The organism is Streptomyces sp. EDA2-14 (assembly GCF_054963755.1).
Genome location: NZ_JBUEGE010000002.1, coordinates 138,122 through 156,595, shown reverse-complemented (window position 1 = coordinate 156,595; position 18,474 = coordinate 138,122). Strand labels below are relative to the sequence as shown.

13 protein-coding genes are annotated in these 18,474 nt (G+C 73.5%); 7 read left to right on the top strand and 6 right to left on the bottom strand.

Annotation, left to right across the window (positions count from 1 at the left end):
• Window positions 1-15 precede the first annotated feature (15 nt).
• Window positions 16-1,134: a hypothetical protein gene (locus ACY34M_RS06975; protein ID WP_462716465.1), complete on the bottom strand. Its 1,119-nt coding sequence runs from the start codon at window positions 1,132-1,134 to the stop codon at window positions 16-18.
• 1,192 nt (window positions 1,135-2,326) lie between these two features.
• Between ACY34M_RS06975 and ACY34M_RS06970 the strand changes: the two genes are divergently transcribed.
• Both ACY34M_RS06970 and ACY34M_RS06965 read left to right on the top strand, forming a co-directional pair.
• Window positions 2,327-4,783 carry a helicase-associated domain-containing protein gene (locus ACY34M_RS06970; RefSeq protein ID WP_462716466.1) on the top strand — a complete coding sequence of 819 codons (2,457 nt, stop codon included), beginning with the start codon at window positions 2,327-2,329 and terminating at the stop codon, window positions 4,781-4,783.
• A gap of 63 nt (window positions 4,784-4,846) precedes the next feature.
• A complete protein-coding gene (locus ACY34M_RS06965) occupies window positions 4,847-6,490 on the top strand; it encodes a DNA repair helicase XPB (RefSeq protein WP_462716467.1) in 1,644 nt (547 codons plus the stop codon).
• A gap of 78 nt (window positions 6,491-6,568) precedes the next feature.
• Here ACY34M_RS06965 and ACY34M_RS06960 read toward each other — a convergent pair whose 3' ends face one another.
• Complete coding sequence (locus ACY34M_RS06960) at window positions 6,569-7,699, bottom strand: glycosyltransferase 87 family protein (protein WP_462716619.1); 1,131 nt, start codon at window positions 7,697-7,699, stop codon at window positions 6,569-6,571.
• Between the two features lie 70 nt (window positions 7,700-7,769).
• The gene (locus tag ACY34M_RS06955; RefSeq protein WP_462716468.1) at window positions 7,770-10,070 is read right to left on the bottom strand and encodes a heavy metal translocating P-type ATPase; all 2,301 of its coding nucleotides are present in this window, start codon (window positions 10,068-10,070) and stop codon (window positions 7,770-7,772) included.
• A 245-nt stretch (window positions 10,071-10,315) separates the two neighbouring features.
• Between ACY34M_RS06955 and ACY34M_RS06950 the strand changes: the two genes are divergently transcribed.
• A complete protein-coding gene (locus ACY34M_RS06950) occupies window positions 10,316-11,020 on the top strand; it encodes a copper homeostasis protein CutC (protein WP_462716469.1) in 705 nt (234 codons plus the stop codon).
• Window positions 11,021-11,189: 169 nt separating this feature from the next.
• Here the strand turns inward: ACY34M_RS06950 and ACY34M_RS06945 are convergent, their stop codons facing one another.
• Window positions 11,190-13,247 (bottom strand): HelD family protein, encoded by a 2,058-nt coding sequence (locus ACY34M_RS06945; protein WP_462716620.1) that lies wholly within the window; start codon window positions 13,245-13,247, stop codon window positions 11,190-11,192.
• Between the two features lie 273 nt (window positions 13,248-13,520).
• On the opposite strand from ACY34M_RS06945, the gene ACY34M_RS06940 reads away from it, so the two are divergent.
• Both ACY34M_RS06940 and ACY34M_RS06935 read left to right on the top strand, forming a co-directional pair.
• Window positions 13,521-14,177 carry an HD domain-containing protein gene (locus tag ACY34M_RS06940; protein WP_462716470.1) on the top strand — a complete coding sequence of 219 codons (657 nt, stop codon included), beginning with the start codon at window positions 13,521-13,523 and terminating at the stop codon, window positions 14,175-14,177.
• Between the two features lie 189 nt (window positions 14,178-14,366).
• Complete coding sequence (locus ACY34M_RS06935) at window positions 14,367-15,602, top strand: Cmx/CmrA family chloramphenicol efflux MFS transporter (protein WP_462716471.1); 1,236 nt, start codon at window positions 14,367-14,369, stop codon at window positions 15,600-15,602.
• A 3-nt stretch (window positions 15,603-15,605) separates the two neighbouring features.
• Here the strand turns inward: ACY34M_RS06935 and ACY34M_RS06930 are convergent, their stop codons facing one another.
• Both ACY34M_RS06930 and ACY34M_RS06925 read right to left on the bottom strand, forming a co-directional pair.
• Window positions 15,606-15,872 (bottom strand): DUF4031 domain-containing protein, encoded by a 267-nt coding sequence (locus ACY34M_RS06930; protein ID WP_462716472.1) that lies wholly within the window; start codon window positions 15,870-15,872, stop codon window positions 15,606-15,608.
• The gene (locus ACY34M_RS06925; protein ID WP_462716473.1) at window positions 15,869-16,249 is read right to left on the bottom strand and encodes a hypothetical protein; all 381 of its coding nucleotides are present in this window, start codon (window positions 16,247-16,249) and stop codon (window positions 15,869-15,871) included. The genes ACY34M_RS06930 and ACY34M_RS06925 overlap by 4 nt, the downstream gene beginning before the upstream one ends.
• 93 nt (window positions 16,250-16,342) lie before the next feature.
• On the opposite strand from ACY34M_RS06925, the gene ACY34M_RS06920 reads away from it, so the two are divergent.
• A complete protein-coding gene (locus ACY34M_RS06920; RefSeq protein WP_462716474.1) occupies window positions 16,343-17,272 on the top strand; it encodes a MurR/RpiR family transcriptional regulator in 930 nt (309 codons plus the stop codon).
• A gap of 228 nt (window positions 17,273-17,500) precedes the next feature.
• Window positions 17,501-18,451: an N-acetylmuramic acid 6-phosphate etherase gene (murQ, locus tag ACY34M_RS06915; protein WP_462716475.1), complete on the top strand. Its 951-nt coding sequence runs from the start codon at window positions 17,501-17,503 to the stop codon at window positions 18,449-18,451.
• Window positions 18,452-18,474: the final 23 nt, after the last annotated feature.

Here is an 18,474-nt window from a genome sequence, read left to right as displayed (position 1 = left end):
TTTCGGGGGTGAGGCTCAGACTCTGGGGGAGCGTGCGCGCCACACCAGGTACAGCGCGGAGGCGAACGCCGCGCCGCGCAGCACCCACGGCCACGTCTCGTCGAGCGCGCCGCTCAACTTGCCGTCGGCTATCGGATCGCCCCAACGACCGTCGCCACGGCCCCACAACCAGACCAGGCCGGTGATCGCGGCGAGCCCCGGCAGACCGAACACCGCCCACTTCTTCTGCCCGACGGTCAGCTGCCGCGACAGGTAGACGACGGCCCAACCGATCAGCAGTACGAGGATGTTGCCCAGTACGGCGCCGACGACCAGGGCGACGGCGGCCAGCAGCAGGAAGGGCTGGGTGAAGGAGCGTCCGAAGGAGGCGCGGGGTACGCGGCCGACGGCGCGGCGGGGCCGGAGCAGCCGGCGGACCTTCGCGGAGCCCCCCTCCGCACCCCCTTCCTCTTCGCTGTCGTCCTCGCCCTCGCCCTCGTCGAACTCGTCCTCGGCGGGTTTGGGGGCGGGCGGGCGCTTACGGAGATCGGGGCCGCGGCGGCTGCCCTCGCCGGGCGGCTTGAGTATGTCCGGGATCTCTATGCCTCCGACGAACCCCGGTACGTCGTCGATCTCGGTGCCCGGTATGCCGCCGCCCCCGGCGCGCCACCAGTCGGCGGCCTCGATCGTGCCCAGTTCGTCGGTGCCGGCGAGGTGCACGGGCGCCGGTCCGTCGTCGACGTCCCCGGGCGGCTCGTCCGCCACGGCCTTGCGGCGCGTGCGGGGTGTGCGGAGCGTGCGAGGCGTGCGGGGTGTGCCGGGCGCGCCGGGTATACGGGGTACGCGGGCCTTCGGCACGATGCGGCCGAGCGTGCCCTTGCCCTGCTCGGGCTCCTCGCCCGGGTCACCGAAGTCGTAGCTGCCGTCGCCGTCCTTCGCCCCGGTGACGATCTCGTCCGGGGTGCCGATCCGGCCGATCAGCTTGCGCACGGCGGCCGGGCTGTCCGTGCCACCAGCTGCGCGGCGCCGGTCGATCTCACTGCGCAGGTCCGCGACCAGGCGCATTCTGGTCGCCGACGGCAGTTGCCGCGACTGGGCCAGGTCTCCGACCTTGCTCAGGTAGTCGAAGACGATCTGATCACTCTCGATCCCCACGAAGTCCCCTCCGGGGTGGCGCTGTTGACTCGTCGACGGTATCGCGAATCCCCCGCCCCGGCCCGGGCCCCTCCCCGCCGGTTCCCCGCCACCCGTCCGAGTCCCTCTGCGTCATCTCCCACCCAGCCGCCCCCGGGCCACGGGGCTCCGCCCCGGCCCCCGCGCCTCAATCGCCGGCGGGGCTCGAATGACCTGGCCCCGCCGACCGGACGCCGCACCGCCGTTACAGCCACGGGGCTCCGCCCCGGCCCCCGCTGCTCAATCGCCGCAGGGGCTCAAATTCCCGGCACCACCCACCCCCGCAACGCCCCCCACCCATGCCGGTCCGCCGTGGACGCCCCTCCGCCGGAACAACTCCCCACCCGTGCCGGTCAACCTCCACCCACCTCGGACACCCTGCCGCACGAACGACTCCCACCCACGACGATCGGGCCCACCCGCCTCGGGCAATCCACCGCCCGGGGCGGTTCCCCATCCGTGACGATCGCCCCCCCACCCGACTCGGACAACCCGCCGCCGGAACGGCTCCCCACCCGTAGCGGTCCGGCCCCACCCCGCCATGGGCAATCAGCCACCGGAACAGCTCCCCACCCGCGACGGTCGGGCCCACCCCGCCTTGGCAATCAGCCACCGAGACGGCTCCCCACCCGTGACGGTCGGGCCCACCTCGTCCTGGGCAATCTGCCGCCTTGGGCGGCAGGGTGGGCAAGGCGGCACCCCGGTGCCGCGCAACGATCACGGTGGCGCCGGCCGCGGTGCGGCGAGGGACACGGTGCTGCGTACCGGTCACGGCAGGCCCGGACCAACACCCACGCCCCGTGGGGCCGAAGCCCCCGGAGGGGGCGGGTGGGAGGGAGAAGGGCCAGGAACGGCCTCGGGGCAGGAGCGGTGGCGCGCAGCGCGAACCAGCGGCCCCGGCCGCGGTGCGGCGAGGAACACGGTGCTGCGTACCGGTCACGGCAGGCCCGGACCAACACCCCCCACCCCGCGGGGGCGAAGCCCCCGGAGGGGGCGGGTGGGAGGGAGAAGGGCCAAGGGCGGCGTCGGCATCGGCATCGGCGCGGCCGGGCAGGGGCGGTGCCGCGCAGCGATGGCGCGGGCACCAGCCACGGCGCGGATGGACGCAATCGGCACCCGCCCCGGAACCGCTCAACCACGGGCCGACCGAAACACACCCGCTACCGTGGGTGGGATGAGCAGCGACGAGCAGACGCCCGCGGCAGCCCCCCGCTCCCTCGCGGAAGCGCTCCGCGCGCGCGACGACGGGTCCCTCGCGGCACTCCTGCGCGTACGCCCCGACCTGCTCGGCCCCGTGCCGAACGACATGACGCAGCTCGCCACCCGCGCCGGCACCCGCGCCTCGGTGATCCGCGCGCTCGACCGCCTGGACCGGTACACACTTCAGGTGGCGCAGGCCCTCGCGGTGGCCCCGGACCCGACGACGTACGAGACGTTGCAGACCCTCCTCCCCGGCGAGGACTCCGTCGCCGCGCTCCCCCGCGCCGTCACCGCCCTGCGCGGCCAGGCCCTCGTCTGGGGTGGCGACGACCAGCTGCGCCTCGTCCGCACGGCCCGCGAACTCCTCGCGCCCACCCCGCAGCACCCGTCCCCGACGGGCCTCGGCCCGACCGTCGCGGAGGCCACGTCGGGGATGTCGCCGGGCCGCGTACAGGAGATCGTCGCGGCGGCGGGGCTGCCCTCCACGCACGACCCCGTGTCGGCCATCGCCGCGCTCACCTCCCTCTTCACCGACCCGACCCGGATGTCGGCGCTGCTCGACGAGGCCCCGGCCGAATCCGTCGACGTACTGAACCGCCTCGTGTGGGGCCCGCCGTACGGCCAGGTCACGGCCCAACCGGCGGCGCACCTGCGGTGGTTGCTCGACCGCGGGCTGCTCGTGCCGACCACCCCCGGCACCGTGGTGCTGCCCCGCGAGGCGGCCCTGCACCTGCGCGGCGGCCGTGCGCACCGTGAGCTGGAGCCCGTGGCCCCTCCCGTACGGGAGAAGGCGGCGCACCGTCCACAGGTTGTGGACGCGACCGCCGCGGCCGAGGCGTACACGGCGGTGACGACGGTCGAGGAGCTGCTGAAGGACTGGGACGAGGGCGGGCCCGCCGTGCTCCGCGCGGGCGGCCTGAGCGTCCGCGACCTCAAGCGCACCGCCGCCGCCCTCGACACGACCGAGCCGACCGCCGCCTTCTGGGTCGAACTCGCCTACGCGGCAGGGCTTTTGGCGTCCGACGGCGAGGCCGACGAGCGGTACGCGGCGACCCCCGCGTACGACGAGTGGGTGCTGCTGCCCCCGGCCGAGCGCTGGGAGCGGCTTGCCGCGGCCTGGCTCCCGGCGACCCGCACGGCGGGACTCGTCGGCGGCCGGGACGGCAAGGACAGAACGCTGTCCGCGCTCGGCCCGCACCTGGACCGTTCGGCGGCTCCCGAGGTACGCCACCGGGTCCTCGCCCTCCTCCTCACCGAGCTGCCGGAGGGCGCCGCCCCCGAGCCCCACTCGGTCACGGAACGCCTCACCTGGGAGCGCCCCTCCCCCGCCGCGCTCGACCTGCGCACCCGCCTCGCCCAGTGGACCCTCGCGGAGGCCGAACTGCTCGGCCTCACGGGCCGCGGCGCCCTCTCGGCGCACGGCAGAGCGCTGCTCCAGGCCCCCGACGAGAACCACGCCGCACCGCACCCCCTCACCCCCGCCGAAGCGGCCCTCACCGCCGCCCGCGCCGCGAAGCTGCTGGCGCCCCTGCTCCCCGAACCGCTCGACCACGTCCTCCTCCAGGCCGACCTCACGGCGGTCGCCCCCGGCCCCCTGGAACGGCCGCTCGCGGACGCCCTCTCCGTCATCGCCGACGTCGAGTCGAAGGGCGGCGCGACGGTCTACCGCTTCACGCCCGGCTCGGTGCGCCGTGCACTCGACGCCGGCCGCACGGCGTCCGACCTGCAGACCTTCCTCACCCAGCACTCCCGTACGCCCGTCCCGCAGCCCCTCGCCTACCTCATCGACGACATCGCCCGCCGCCACGGCCATCTGCGGATCGGCGCGGCCTCCGCGTACGTGCGCTGCGACGACGACGCCGTACTCGGCGAGATCCTGGCGGACAAGCGGTCCGCGCCGCTGCGCCTGCGCCGCCTCGCGCCGACCGTCCTCGCGGCGCAGGCCGACCCCGGCACGCTCCTCGAAGGCCTGCGCTCCATGGGCTTCGCCCCGGCCGCCGAGACCCCGGAGGGCGACGTCCTGATCGCCCGCGCGCACGCCCACCGCACCCCGCCCCGCACCGCCCCCGACCCGGTCCCCGACGGCCCGCCGCTGCCCGACGACACCCTCGTCGACGCGGCCCTCCGTGCGATCCGCGCGGGCGACGCCGCCTCCACCGCCCCGCGCAAGCAGGCCCCGGCCCACCCCGGCACCGGCGAGCTGCCCCGCACCACGTCCGCCGAGACCCTCGCCACGATGCAGGCCGCCGTCATGACCGGCGAGGCCCTCTGGATCGGCTACGTCAACGCGGAGGGCGCCGCGAGCCAGCGCGTCATCGCCCCCATCCGCGTCGAGGGCGGCTTCGTCACGGCCTACGACCACACGGCCGACGAGGTCCGCACCTACCCCCTGCACCGGGTGACGGGGGTGGCGGAGCTCTCCGATCAGTGACGCCACGCGCTTGCCGGGATGCGGCACACTGGACGTTTGGCCGTGCTGAAGGGAAGTGCGTAGGTGAACGGTCCACTCATCGTCCAGAGCGACAAGACCCTGCTCCTCGAGGTAGACCACGAGCGGGCCGACGACTGCCGCCGGGCGATCGCCTCGTTCGCCGAGCTCGAGCGCGCGCCCGAGCACATCCACACGTACCGGGTGACGCCGCTCGGGCTGTGGAACGCGCGGGCCGCCGGGCACGACGCGGAGCAGGTCGTGGACGCGCTCGTGGAGTTCTCCCGCTACCCCGTGCCGCACGCGCTGCTCGTCGACATCGCCGAGACGATGGACCGCTACGGGCGCCTCACGCTGAGCAAGCACCCGGCGCACGGGCTCGTACTCACGAGCACCGACCGGCCGGTCCTTGAAGAGATCCTCCGCTCGAAGCGGATCCAGCCGCTGGTCGGCGCCCGCATCGACGCCGACACCGTCGCCGTGCACCCCTCGGAGCGCGGCCAGATCAAGCAGACGCTGCTGAAGCTGGGCTGGCCCGCCGAGGACCTCGCGGGTTACGTGGACGGCGAGGCGCACGAGATCGCGCTCGACGAGGCCGAGTGGTCACTGCGCCCGTACCAGAAGCAGGCGGTGGAGAACTTCTGGCACGGCGGGTCCGGTGTCGTCGTGCTGCCGTGCGGCGCCGGCAAGACGCTCGTCGGCGCCGGGGCCATGGCCGAGGCGAAGGCGACCACGCTGATCCTCGTCACGAACACCGTCTCGGCCCGCCAGTGGAAGCACGAGCTGGTGAAGCGGACGTCGCTGACCGAGGACGAGATCGGCGAGTACAGCGGTACGAAGAAGGAGATCCGCCCGGTCACCATCGCCACGTACCAGGTGCTGACGACGAAGCGGAAGGGTGTCTACCCGCACCTGGAGCTGTTCGACTCCCGCGACTGGGGCCTCGTCGTGTACGACGAGGTGCACCTGCTGCCCGCGCCGGTCTTCAAGTTCACCGCCGATCTCCAGGCGCGGCGGCGGCTCGGTCTCACGGCGACGCTGGTGCGTGAGGACGGGCGGGAGTCCGACGTGTTCTCGCTCATCGGGCCGAAGCGGTTCGACGCTCCGTGGAAGGAGATCGAGGCGCAGGGGTACATCGCGCCCGCCGACTGTGTCGAGGTGCGGGTCAATCTGACGGACTCCGAGCGGCTCGCGTACGCCACCGCGGAGGCCGAGGAGAAGTACCGGTTCTGTGCGACGACGGCCACGAAGCAGAAGGTGACGGAGGCGCTGGTCCGCAAGCACGCGGGTGAGCAGACGCTCGTCATCGGCCAGTACATCGACCAGCTCGACGAGCTGGGCGAGCACCTCGACGCGCCGGTCATCAAGGGCGAGACGACGAACGCGGTGCGCGAGAAGCTCTTCGACGCGTTCCGGGAGGGCGAGATCTCCGTCCTCGTCGTGTCGAAGGTCGCGAACTTCTCCATCGACCTGCCGGAGGCGACGGTCGCGATCCAGGTGTCCGGTACGTTCGGCTCGCGTCAGGAGGAGGCGCAGCGGCTGGGGCGCGTGCTCCGGCCGAAGGCCGACGGGCACGAGGCGCGGTTCTACTCCGTCGTCGCGCGGGACACGATCGACCAGGACTTCGCGGCGCACCGCCAGCGGTTCCTGGCGGAGCAGGGGTACGCCTACCGGATCGTCGACGCGGACGACCTCCTCGCGGAGAGCTGACCGGGGCGGTTGCGGTCGACCGTCCCCACGCCACGGGGCTCCGCCCCGGACCCCGCGCCTCAATCGCCGGCGGGGCTGTCATTGCCGAACCGGCGTTGCGCTCTCGGGGCTCCGCCCCGGACCCCGCTGCTCAATCGCCGCAGGGGCTTGACTGGCCCAGAGTGCGGCGCAGGCGAGCAGGGCGTACGGGGAGGCCAGGGGCTGCTGCCACCAGGGGAAGTGGAGGTCCAGGTTGCCCTCGTGCGGCAGGAGCCACATGGTGCGGGCCGTGAAGAGGAGCGCGAGACACCACGCCGTGCGACGCCACCCCTCCGCCCACACCACCGCGATCAGCGGCACGCACCACACCCAGTGGTGCGACCAGCTGATGGGCGAGACGAGCAGCGCGGTGAGCGCCGTGAGCACCACCCCGTGGGACTCGCGCCGCGCCCACCGCACCGCCGCGTACAGGCCGAGCACCGCGACAAGGCCGGCCGGCACGGCCCACACGAGTCCCGGCTCAGCGGTGTGCAGCACGCGCGCGACCAGCCCCTGCAAGGACTGGTTGTCGACGATCCACGCCTTGCCGACCCGCCCCGTCTCGTAGAGCCGCCGCGTCCAGAACTCCCAGCTCGCGTACGGCAGGACGAGCGCCCCCACGGCCACCGTGCCGAGGCACCCGGCCACCGCGTGTCCCGCCTCCCGCCGCCGCCCCGTGAGGAACAGGTGGACGATGAAGACGGCGGGCGTGAGCTTGATGCCGGTGGCGATGCCGAGTGCGAGGCCTTTGACGCGCGCGCCGGGCGGGCGTGTCAGGTCCCACAGGACCAGGCACGCGAGGGCGAGGTTGATCTGGCCGAACAGGATCGTCTGGAAGACCGGTTCGAGCCACAGCGCGAGCGCGGCGAGCCCGCACACCGCCGCCCGCGACACCCGCAGGTCGGCGAGGCGGCAGGACTGCCGGACCAGGACGACGACCAGCGCGATGTTGCCGAGGAGGAACGCGGCCTTGAGGGCCGGGAGCGGGATCCATGCCGCGGGCGCGAAGAGCAGCGCCGCGAACGGCGGGTAGGTGGCGGGCAGTTGCCACTCCGTGACGGCGAACCCGTACAGATCGCCGCCACCGGCGAGGACGGCGGCGCCCTCGGCCCGGTAGACGAGCACGTCCGCCATCGGCATCCCCTGCCCTACGCACAGGGCGGTCAGCGCGACGGCGGACAGGGACAGCAGGGCGTACGCACAGCGTGAAGGGGCGGTCACAGTCCGGCGACTGTACCGCCCCTTACGGCGTCACTCCGGCTTACGACACCTGCCCCTTGAACCGGCGCAGCCGCAGGCTGTTGCCGACCACGAACACCGAGGAGAAGGCCATCGCCGCCCCCGCGATCATCGGGTTGAGCAGCCCCGCCGCGGCGAGCGGCAGCGCCGCCACGTTGTAGGCGAAGGCCCAGAACAGGTTGCCCTTGATGGTGCCCAGGGTCCGGCGCGAGAGCCGGATCGCGTCGACCGCCGCCCGCAGGTCGCCCCGTACGAGGGTGAGGTCGCCGGCCTCGATCGCCGCGTCCGTCCCCGTGCCCATCGCGAGCCCGAGGTCGGCCTGCGCGAGCGCCGCCGCGTCGTTGACGCCGTCGCCGACCATGGCCACCGAACGCCCCTCGGCCTGAAGCCGCTTGACGACGTCGACCTTGTCCTGGGGGAGGACCTCCGCGATGACGTCCGCCGGGTCCGTGATGCCGACCTCGGCCGCCACGGAACGGGCCACGGCCTCGTTGTCCCCGGTCAGCAGCACCGGGCGCAGGCCGAGTCCGCGCAGTCGCCCGACGGCCTCCGCGCTGGTCTCCTTCACCGCGTCGGCCACCTCCAGGACCGCGCGCGCCTCCCCGTCCCAGGCCACGGCGATCGCCGTACGCCCGGCCTGCTCGGCCTCGGCCTTCGCCTTCGCGAGCCCCTCCGGGAGCCGGATCTCCCAGTCCTTCAGCAGCTGCTCGCGCCCCACGAGCACCGCGTGTCCGTCCACGACGCCCTGGACGCCGAGCCCGGCGGCGTTCGCGAAGTCCTCGGGCGCCGGCAGGGTGCCGACCTCGGCCGCCGCTCCCGCCGCCACGGCCTGCGCGATCGGGTGCTCGGACGCGTGCTCGAGCGCCCCGGCGAGGCGCAGCGCCTCGGTCCGCCCGACACCTTCGGCGGTGTGCACGCCGAGCAGGGTCATACGTCCCGTGGTGACGGTTCCGGTCTTGTCGAGGACGATCGTGTCGACCTTGCGGGTCGTCTCCAGGACCTCCGGGCCCTTGATCAGGATGCCGAGCTGGGCGCCGCGGCCGGTGCCGACCATGAGGGCGGTGGGCGTCGCGAGCCCGAGGGCGCACGGGCAGGCGATGATCAGTACGGCGACGGCGGCGGTGAAGGCGGCCGTGAGCCCCTCCCCCTTGAACAGCCAGAAGGCGAGCGTGGCGAGGGCGAGCGCGATGACGACCGGCACGAACACCGCGGAGATCCTGTCGGCGAGGCGCTGGGCCGCGGCCTTCCCGTTCTGCGCGTCCTCGACGAGCTTCGCCATGCGGGCGAGCTGGGTGTCGGCGCCGACGCGGGTGGCCTCGACGACGAGCCGCCCGCCGACGTTCAGGGTGGCGCCCGTGACGGCGTCGCCCGCCGCGACCTCGACCGGCACGGACTCACCGGTGAGCATGGAGGCGTCCACGGCGGAGGTGCCCTCGACGACGGCGCCGTCGGTGGCGATCTTCTCCCCGGGGCGTACGAGGAAGCGGTCGCCGACCTTCAACTCGCCCACGGGAACGGTCTCCTCGCGCCCACCGTCCCGTACGACGGTGACGTCCTTGGCGCCCAGGTGCAGCAGCGCCCTGAGCGCGGCGCCGGCCTTCCTCTTGGAGCGCGCCTCGAAGTAGCGGCCCGCGAGGATGAACGCGGTGACGCCCGCGGCGGCCTCCAGGTAGATGTTCCCGGCGCCGTCGGTACGGGCGATGGTCAGCTCGAAGGGGTGCGTCATGCCGGGCATGCCGGCCGTGCCGAAGAACAGCGCCCACAGCGACCACAGGAACGCGGCGGAGACGCCGACCGAGACCAGGGTGTCCATCGTCGCGGCGCCGTGCCGCGCGTTGGTGAAGGCGGCCTTGTGGAAGGGCCAGGCCCCGTACACCACGACGGGCGCGGCGAGGGTGAGGGACAGCCACTGCCAGTACTCGAACTGGAGGGCCGGGATCATCGACATCGCGACGACGGGTACGGCGAGCACGACGGCGGTGATCAGCCGCTCGCGCAGCGAACGCAGCGCCCGGCCGTCCTCCTGCTCGCTTTCGTCCTCGTCGCCGCCCTCGGTGGACGACGCGGACGAGGACGCGGGGGCGGCGGGGGGCGCGGGCGGCCGCGCCGTGTATCCGGTGGCCTCGACGGTGGCGACGAGGTCCGCGACCTCGACCCCGTCCGCGTAGCTGACCTTGGCCTTCTCGGTCGCGTAGTTGACGGTCGCCTCGACGCCGTCCATGCGGTTCAGCTTCTTCTCTACGCGGGCGGCGCACGACGCGCAGGTCATGCCGCCGATGGCGAGCTCAACCTGTGCGGGCGGGACGACGGTGTGCGCCGACATGGTGCCTCCTCGATCGCGGGACGTGGTCGGGAACGTTCCGGCACTTCCATGGTCCACCGTTTGGTGTGCCATGGACGTACCGTCGTTCCGAGTACCCCCTATGGGTACCTTCTCACCTGATCCAGTTATACCCCCTGGGGGTACCTGGGGCAAGCAATTCGGATACGCGATCAGGAGTCGCGCTCGCGGTGCGCGCGGCGTAAAGTGAGCGGGCGGACCATTGGACTAGACCTGTCTGGAGCCTCATGAGCGAGCGTGCAGTCCTGGAGGTGATCGCCCTCGACGCCGAGGACGCGGTCGCCGCTCAGGCCGGAGGTGCGGACCGGCTCGAGCTGGTCACGGACATGGCCGCGGACGGGCTCACGCCGTCCGTCGAGACGTTCACGGCCATCCGCGCCGCCGTGGACATCCGGCTGCGCGTGATGCTGCGGCTCACCGACGGGTTCGCGGCGGGCTCCGCCGACGACGTGGCCACGCTGGTCCGTGCCGCGCGGGAGCTGCGGGCGGCGGGGGCGGACGAGTTCGTCCTCGGGTTCCTCGACGAGCACGGCGGGCCGGACCTGGCCGTCGTGGAGCGGCTCGTGGCCGAACTGGTCGGCTGCCGGTGGACGTTCCACCGGGCCATCGACCGGACCACCGACCGCGACGCGCTGCGCAAGCAGCTCGCCGATCTGCCGGGGCTCGACACGTACCTCACCGCCGGGTCGGCGGACGGGGTGGACGCGGGGCTCGACGTCCTGCTCGCGGAGGCGGCGCGGTCGGCCGCCGGCGATCCCGGTTACACCCAGCAGATCCTGGTGGGCGGTGGCCTGCGCCTCGAGCACGTCCCGGCCCTGCGGGCGGCCGGTGTCTCGGCCTTCCACATCGGCGGAGCGAGTCGCCCCGCGGGGTGGTCGGGGCCGGTGTCGGCGGAGGCGGTGCGCCTCTGGCGCGCGGCCCTGGACGCCTGACCGGGAACGTCCGGCGTCCTACGCCACGGGGCTCCGCCCCGGACCCCGCTGCTCAATCGCCGCAGGGGCTTGATTTACCGGCACCGGCCGATGCCGTCTCGCCTTGGGCGGCAGGGCGGGCAAGGCGGCCCCCGGTGCCGCGCAACAGGAACGGCGGGCGCCCACCCCGTTACCTCAACTGCGTCGGCAGCGGCGCCGCGTGCGTGACCAGCAGGCCGGACACGGCCCGCGTCAGCGACACGTACAGGCGCCGCAGTCCCGTCCGCTCGTCCGGCTCCGCGGAGACCACCGCCGCCGGTTCGTCCAGGACCACGTAGTCGTACTCCAACCCCTTGGCGAGCGACGCCGGGACCAGCGTCAGCCGCGCCTGCGCCGTCGTCTCCTCGCCGGGGGCGAGATACCCCAGCCCCGCCTCCGCCAGGGCCGGTGCCAGCACCTCGCAGCGCGCGTCCGCCGCGATGAGGCCCACCGAGCCCTCGTTGCACAGCGCCTCGACGCACGCCGCCACCACGTCCCCTTCCCCGGCCACCGCCCGCACCTCGAACGCCCCCGGGTTCTCTCGGACCGACGCCACCGGCGTGAGCCCCGGCGCGATGTCCGGAAGCAACCGGGAGGCGTACGTGATGACGTCCGCCGGGACGCGGAACCCGGCCGTGAGCTCCTCCACCACCGCGTCCGCCTTGCCCAGATGCCCCAGCGCCTCGTCCCAGCTCCGCGTCGCCCACGGCGTCGTACCCTGCGCGAGATCCCCGAGCACGGTCACCGAACCGGTCGTGGCGCGCCGCCCCACGGCGCGGTACTGCATGGGCGACAGGTCCTGCGCCTCGTCGAGCACCACGTGCCCCAGCGAGTGCGTCCGCTCGATCAGATCGGTCGCCTCGTCGATCAGCACGGCGTCGGCGACGGACCACTTGGCGCTCTTCACGCTCCGCGCGGGCCTGGCCCAGAGCAGTGTCTTCTGCTCGTCCTCGCTCAGCACGCCTTCCGCGTGCTCGGCCAGGAAGTCGCCGTCGGACAGCAGCCGCAGCACCAGCTTCGCCGGGTCGACGGCCGGCCAGACCTCCTTGACCAGCGCTTTCACTGCGGTGTTGCGCGCCACCGCGTTCTGCACCCGGTCGTCGGGCGCCTCGCCCGCCCGCTCCATCTGGACGAGCACGGCGTGCGCGACCCGCTGCGGCAGGGCCTCGCGCGCGGCCCCGTACCGCATGTCGCGTCCCATCAACTCCTGGACGATCTCCGCCAGTTCGTACGAGGGAACGCGCCAGCGGCGCGATCCGCGCACGACCACGACGCCCTCGGTGGGGACGGTGATGTGCGAGCGCAGGGCGCGCCGCAGCACATCGGCAAGCCGTGCGTCGCCCTTGACCAGGGCGGCGGCGGGATCGTCGGTGCCCCGCACCTCGACGTGCGCGACCAGGTCGTCGACGGTCGCCTGCTTGACCTCCAACTCGCCGAGTGCGGGCAGGACTTGCTCGATGTAGTGGAGGAAGGAGCTGTTCGGCCCGATGACGAGCGTGCCGGTGCGGGCGAGCCGCTCCCGGTGCGCGTAGAGGAGGTACGCGACGCGGTGCAGGCCGACGGCGGTCTTTCCGGTGCCGGGGCCGCCCTGGACGCAGACCGATCCGGCGAGCCCGCTGCGGACGATCTCGTCCTGCTCCGGCTGGATGGTGGCGACGATGTCGCGCATGGGACCGACGCGCGGCCGCTCGATCTCCTGCTGGAGCAGTTGGCTGGTCTTCTCGGCCTCGGCCGGGTCGGTGAGGTGCTCGTCCTCGTACGCGGTGAGGTCGCCGCCCGTGTATCCGAAGCGGCGGCGCAGCGCGACGTCCATCGGGTTCTTCTTGGAGGCCCGGTAGAAGGGCTGGGAGACGGGGGCGCGCCAGTCGATGACCATGGGGTCGCCGTCGGCGTCGTGCACGTGCCGCCGCCCGATGTAGAACTTCTCGCCCTCGCCGCCCTCGGCCGCCTCCGCTGCGTCCGGGCGGGGACCATGGGGGGAGCGCAGATAGTCGAGGCGTCCGAAGAACAGCGGGGTGTGGCTGAGGTCGGCGAGCGCCTTGATGCGCGCGTCGATCTGGTGCTGGAGCACCTCGGCGTTGACCCAGTTCGCGGTGACGTCGCGGATGTCGAGCGCCTGCGCGTCCTCGCGCATCGCCCGCAGGGCGGAGCGGGACGAGACCAGGTGATCGCGCTCGCGGTCGAGCGGCGAGGGCGAGGACGTGGACATGGGCGAGGACGGCGACGGTGACGTGCTCACGGGGTTCTGCCTCCGGATCCAGGTACGCGTTTGGATGGGGTCTCCCCTGCTCGAGCGGAGTCGAGAGCTTGGGGAAGGTCCCGGCCGGTTTCCGTCCGGTCGGCGGCGCTCCGGCTGGGCGACGGCCGTGGACACGGGACGTCGGCGCAGGGAGGCGGGCAGACGGGCGAGTGTACGGGACGGCTTCTGTGGGGGGCCAACGGTTTTCCGGGGCGGCGGCCCGCAGGGCCTAGGGTCGACCTCATGACGGACCACGACTCCACGGCCACTGGGGACCTGCGTGAACGCTGGGCCCGTACCCTGCGCGCGGTGACGGCGGACGACGGCATCGACCCGTATCCGTACGCCGACAACCTGCTGGCCCGGTGGTCCGAACCGCAGCGCAAGTACCACACGGTCGACCACCTCACGGCGGTGCTCGACCACATCGACGTACTGGAGGAGCACGCGGAGCGGCCCGAGCTCGTGCGGCTCGCGGCCTGGTTCCACGACGCGGTGTACCGGCCGGACCGCTCGGAGAACGAGGAGCGGTCCGCCGCCCTCGCCGAACGCGCGCTGACGGAGGCGGGCCTCGCCCCCGCGCATGTCGCCGAGGTGGCCCGGCTCGTCCGCCTCACCGTCAGCCACGACCCGGCGGAGGGAGACGCGAACGGTGAGGCGCTGTGCGATGCCGACCTGGCGATCCTGGCCGCGCCGACGCCCGCGTACGCCGCGTACACGAAGGCCGTCCGCGAGGAGTACGCCTTCGTGCCGGACGAGGCGTTCCGGGACGGCCGGGCCGGGGTGCTGCGTCAACTCCTGGATCTGCCGAGGCTGTTCAGGACCCCGCACGGCAGGGCCCGCTGGGAGTCCGCCGCCCGCGAGAACCTGACGGCGGAGCTGGACCTGCTGACTCCCTGACGACTCCCTGACCCTCGCTGAGCGGCGCGGAACCCGGCGTGGAGCGGCGCATGTGAACGGCGTACGAACGATGCGCCACGGCCCGCCGGGCCGGGAATGCCACCTCTCACGCCCCGGTTGGCTCCTTACATGTCCCCACAGCCCAGCCCAGACGCACCCGCGTCCCCAGCCCCCCGACCGAACACCCGTATGCCCCTGGCCGTCTACATGCTCGGCCTCAGCGTCTTCGCCCTCGGGACCAGCGAGTTCATGCTCTCCGGGATCCTTCCCGCGGTCGCCGACGACATGGACGTCACGATCCCGCAGGCCGGGCTGCTGATCTCGGCCTTCGCCATCGGCATGGTGGTCGGCGCCCCGCTGCTCGCGGTGGCGACGCTGCGCCTGCCGCGCCGGACCACCCTGATCTCGCTCATCTCGGTGTTCGGCCTCGGCCAGGTCGCGGGCGCCCTCGCCCCGACGTACGCGGTCCTGTTCGCGTCCCGTGTCGTCTCGGCCCTCGCCTGCGCCGGGTTCTGGGCGGTCGGCGCTGCGGTCGCCATCGCGATGGTGCCGGTGAACCAGCGGGCCCGCGCGATGGCCGTGATGATCGGCGGACTGTCGATCGCGAACGTGCTGGGCGTCCCGGCGGGCGCGTTCCTCGGTGAAGGGCTCGGCTGGCGCGCCGCGTTCTGGGCGGTGGGCGTCGCCTCCGCGATCGCCCTCGTCGGCATCATGACGCTCGTCCCGAAGATCCCGCTGCCCGCCGAACGGCCGCGTCTCAAGCGCGAGTTGAGCATCTACGCGGACCGCCAGGTGTGGCTGTCCATCGCCGTCACGGCGCTCGCCGCGGGCGGCGTCTTCTGCGCGTTCAGCTATCTCTCGCCGTTGCTGACGGACGTCGCGGGCCTGCCGGAGAGCTGGGTCCCGGCCGTCCTCGCCCTGTTCGGGATCGGCGCCCTCGCCGGTACGACGCTGGGCGGACGGATCGCGGACGCGCACCTCTTCGGGGTGCTGCTGACCGGCATCACCGCGTCCACCGTCTTCCTCGCGGCGCTCGCCGTGCTCGGTCACTTCGCGGTCGCGGCGGTAGTCCTTTCGTTCCTGCTCGGCTTCTCCGCGTTCTACACGGCGCCGGCCCTGAACGCCCGGATGTTCAACGTCGCGGGCGCCGCCCCCACCCTGGCGGGCGCCACCACGACCGCCGCCTTCAACCTGGGCAACACGGGCGGCCCCTGGCTCGGCGGCACGGTCATCGATCTCGACCTCGGCTACCCGGCCACCGCGTGGGCCGGCGGCGCGATGACGGTGGTGGCCCTCGCGCTGACGGCGGTGTCGCTGCGGCTGCACCGGCGTACGGCGTCGAAGGTCGTCACGGGTTCCGGGACCGTGCCCGACGCCGCGGGGCTCCGCCCCGAACCCCGCTCCTCGGTCGCCGGAGAGGCCTGATCTTCACCAGGGCCGCCCCTTCGGCCTGCGGAGGCCCGCCTCCGTGAGCTTGCGCACCAGTTCCTTCGAGCCGATCTCCACGGCCCCCTCGCGCACCGCGTCCGCGTACCGGTGCGAGGGGAGGTCGTAGTGGTCGCGCTCGAAGGCCCGCTCCGGCATCCCGAGTCGCTCGGCGAACGCGTGCAGTTCCGCGTACGAGACATCGCTGACCAGGTGCGACCACATGCGGTCGTGCCCCGGCCAGTTCGGCGGGTCGATGTAGACCGTCACCCGGTCACCGACCCGAGGCCGCCGACCGGCGCCACGTCGACGCCCGCCTCCGAGCAGACCCAGTGCGGGTCGGCGCCCAGCTCGGGCTCGACGTCCAGCGCGTGCGGGGCCTCCGCGGCCGAGCCGGGGACGCACACCGGGCACAGCGGCCAGCGGCCGTGCCGCTCCAGGATCCCGTCCTTGACGTCCTGGGCGACGAGCCCGGTCACGAATTCCACCCCCTCCGGCCACTGCTCCACCCACCAGCGCCGCGAGGCGATCGACTCCTCCACCAGCGAGACGATGTCGGAATCCGCGACGTCGCCCGCCTTCAGATCCGCGAGCACGAGCGCGCGGGCCGCGTGCAGGGCCTGCTCCAAGGGGCTGATGGTGTCCATACAGCCAATTGTGCGCCCGTCGGCCGCACGCCCGGGACGCATGGGGCCGAAGGACCCTTGACCGATTCCGCCTCCGAAAATATCTTTCATCATGTGAGCAATGACGTGAAGGAAAGTTTCGCAGGCGATGCGCCCCCGGCCCCCGCGGCCCTCGCCGCCAAGGTGCGCACCCTCGCGCCGTCCATGACCCGGTCCATGCAGCGGGTCGCCGAGGCGGTCGCCGGGGACCCGGCCGGCTGCGCCGCCCTGACCGTCACCGGACTCGCCGAGCTCACCGGCACCAGCGAGGCCACGGTGGTGCGCACCGCCCGCATCCTCGGCTACCCCGGCTACCGGGACCTGCGCCTGGCGCTCGCCGGGCTCGCCGCCCAGCAGCAGTCGGGCCGGGCGCCCGCCGTGACCGCCGACATCGCCGTCGACGACCCGCTGACCGACGTCGTCGCCAAGCTCGCCTACGACGAGCAGCAGACCCTCGCCGACACCGCCGCCGCACTCGACACCACGCAGCTCGGCGCCGCCGTGACCGCCCTCGCGGGCGCGGGCCGCGTCGAGATCTACGGCATGGCGGCCTCCGGCCTCGTCGCCCAGGACCTCGCGCAGAAGCTGCTGCGCATCGGGATGCACGCGTACGCGCACTCCGACCCGCACCTGGCCGTCCACAACGCGGTCACGCTGCGCTCCGGGGACGTCGCCGTCGCCATCACGCACTCCGGCACGACCGGCGACGTGATCGAACCGCTGCGGGTCGCCTTCGAGCACGGCGCCACCACGATCGCGATCACCGGCCGCCCCGGCAGCCCGGTCTCCCAGTACGCCGACCACATACTGACCACGTCCATCGCCCGCGAGAGCGAGCTGCGCCCCGCCGCGATGTCCTCCCGGACCAGCCAGCTCCTGGTCGTGGACTGCCTCTTCGTGGGCGTGGCCCAGCGCACCTACGACACCGCGGCCCCGGCCCTGGCCGCCTCCTACGAGGCGCTGGCCCACCGCCACCAGTCCTCTCCGCGGGGCGGCCGCCAATGATCGCCCCACCGCTCCCCACGCCTCGGGGCTCCGCCCCGGACCCCGCTGCTCAATCGCCGCAGGGGCTTGATCTACCAGGCCCGCCGGGACTTGAGCTTTCGGCCCCGCAGGCGATTGACCCTTCAAGCCCCGCCGGCGATTGAGGCGCGGGGTCCGGGGCAGAGCCCCGCGACCGTGCCCCCGTCACCGCGAACCGGAATCCCGCCCACCGCACAGAAGGCGCCCCCGATGACCGCCACCCCCGACGCCGACGCCACCTACGCCGACCTCCGCGCCCAACTGGCCACCCTCACGACGGAGGCGTTCCGCCCGGAACTCGCCGAGATCGACCAGCTCTCCACGCTGGAGATCGCGAAGCTGATGAACGGCGAGGACGCCACCGTGCCCACCGCCGTCGCCGCCCAGCTCCCCCACATCGCCGCCGCGATCGACGGCATCGCCGAGCGCATGGCCCGCGGCGGCCGCCTCGTCTACGCGGGCGCCGGCACCGCGGGACGGATGGGCGTGCTCGACGCCTCCGAGTGCCCGCCCACCTTCAACACCCGGGACGGCCAGGTCGTCGGCCTGATCGCGGGCGGCCCGTCCGCCATGGTCAAGGCCGTCGAGGGCGCCGAGGACTCCAAGGAGCTCGCGGCCGCCGACCTGGACGGCATCGACCTGACCGAGAACGACATCGTCGTCGGCATCTCGGCCTCGGGCCGCACCCCGTACGCGATCGGCGCCGTCGAGCACGCCCGCGCCCGGTACGGCGCGCTCACCGTCGGCCTGTCCTGCAACGCGGACAGCGCGCTCGGCGCCGCCGCGGACCACGGCATCGAGGTCGTCGTCGGCCCCGAACTGCTCACCGGCTCGACCCGGCTGAAGGCGGGCACGGCCCAGAAGCTCGTGCTCAACATGCTGTCGACGATCTCCATGATCCGGCTCGGCAAGACGTACGGAAACCTCATGGTCGACGTGCGTGCCTCCAACGAGAAGCTGCGGGCCCGCTCCCGCCGCATCGTCTCCCTCGCCACCGGCGCCGACGACGCCGCCATCGAGGCCGCGCTCGCCGCGACCGACGGCGAGGTCAAGAACGCCATCCTCGTCGTCCTCGGCGACGTCGACGGCCCCACGGCCGACCGGCTCCTCACGGAGTCCGACGGTCACCTGCGCGCCGCGCTCGCGGCCGCCGCCAAGTAGCCCCCCGCACCCATCCGCCCCCG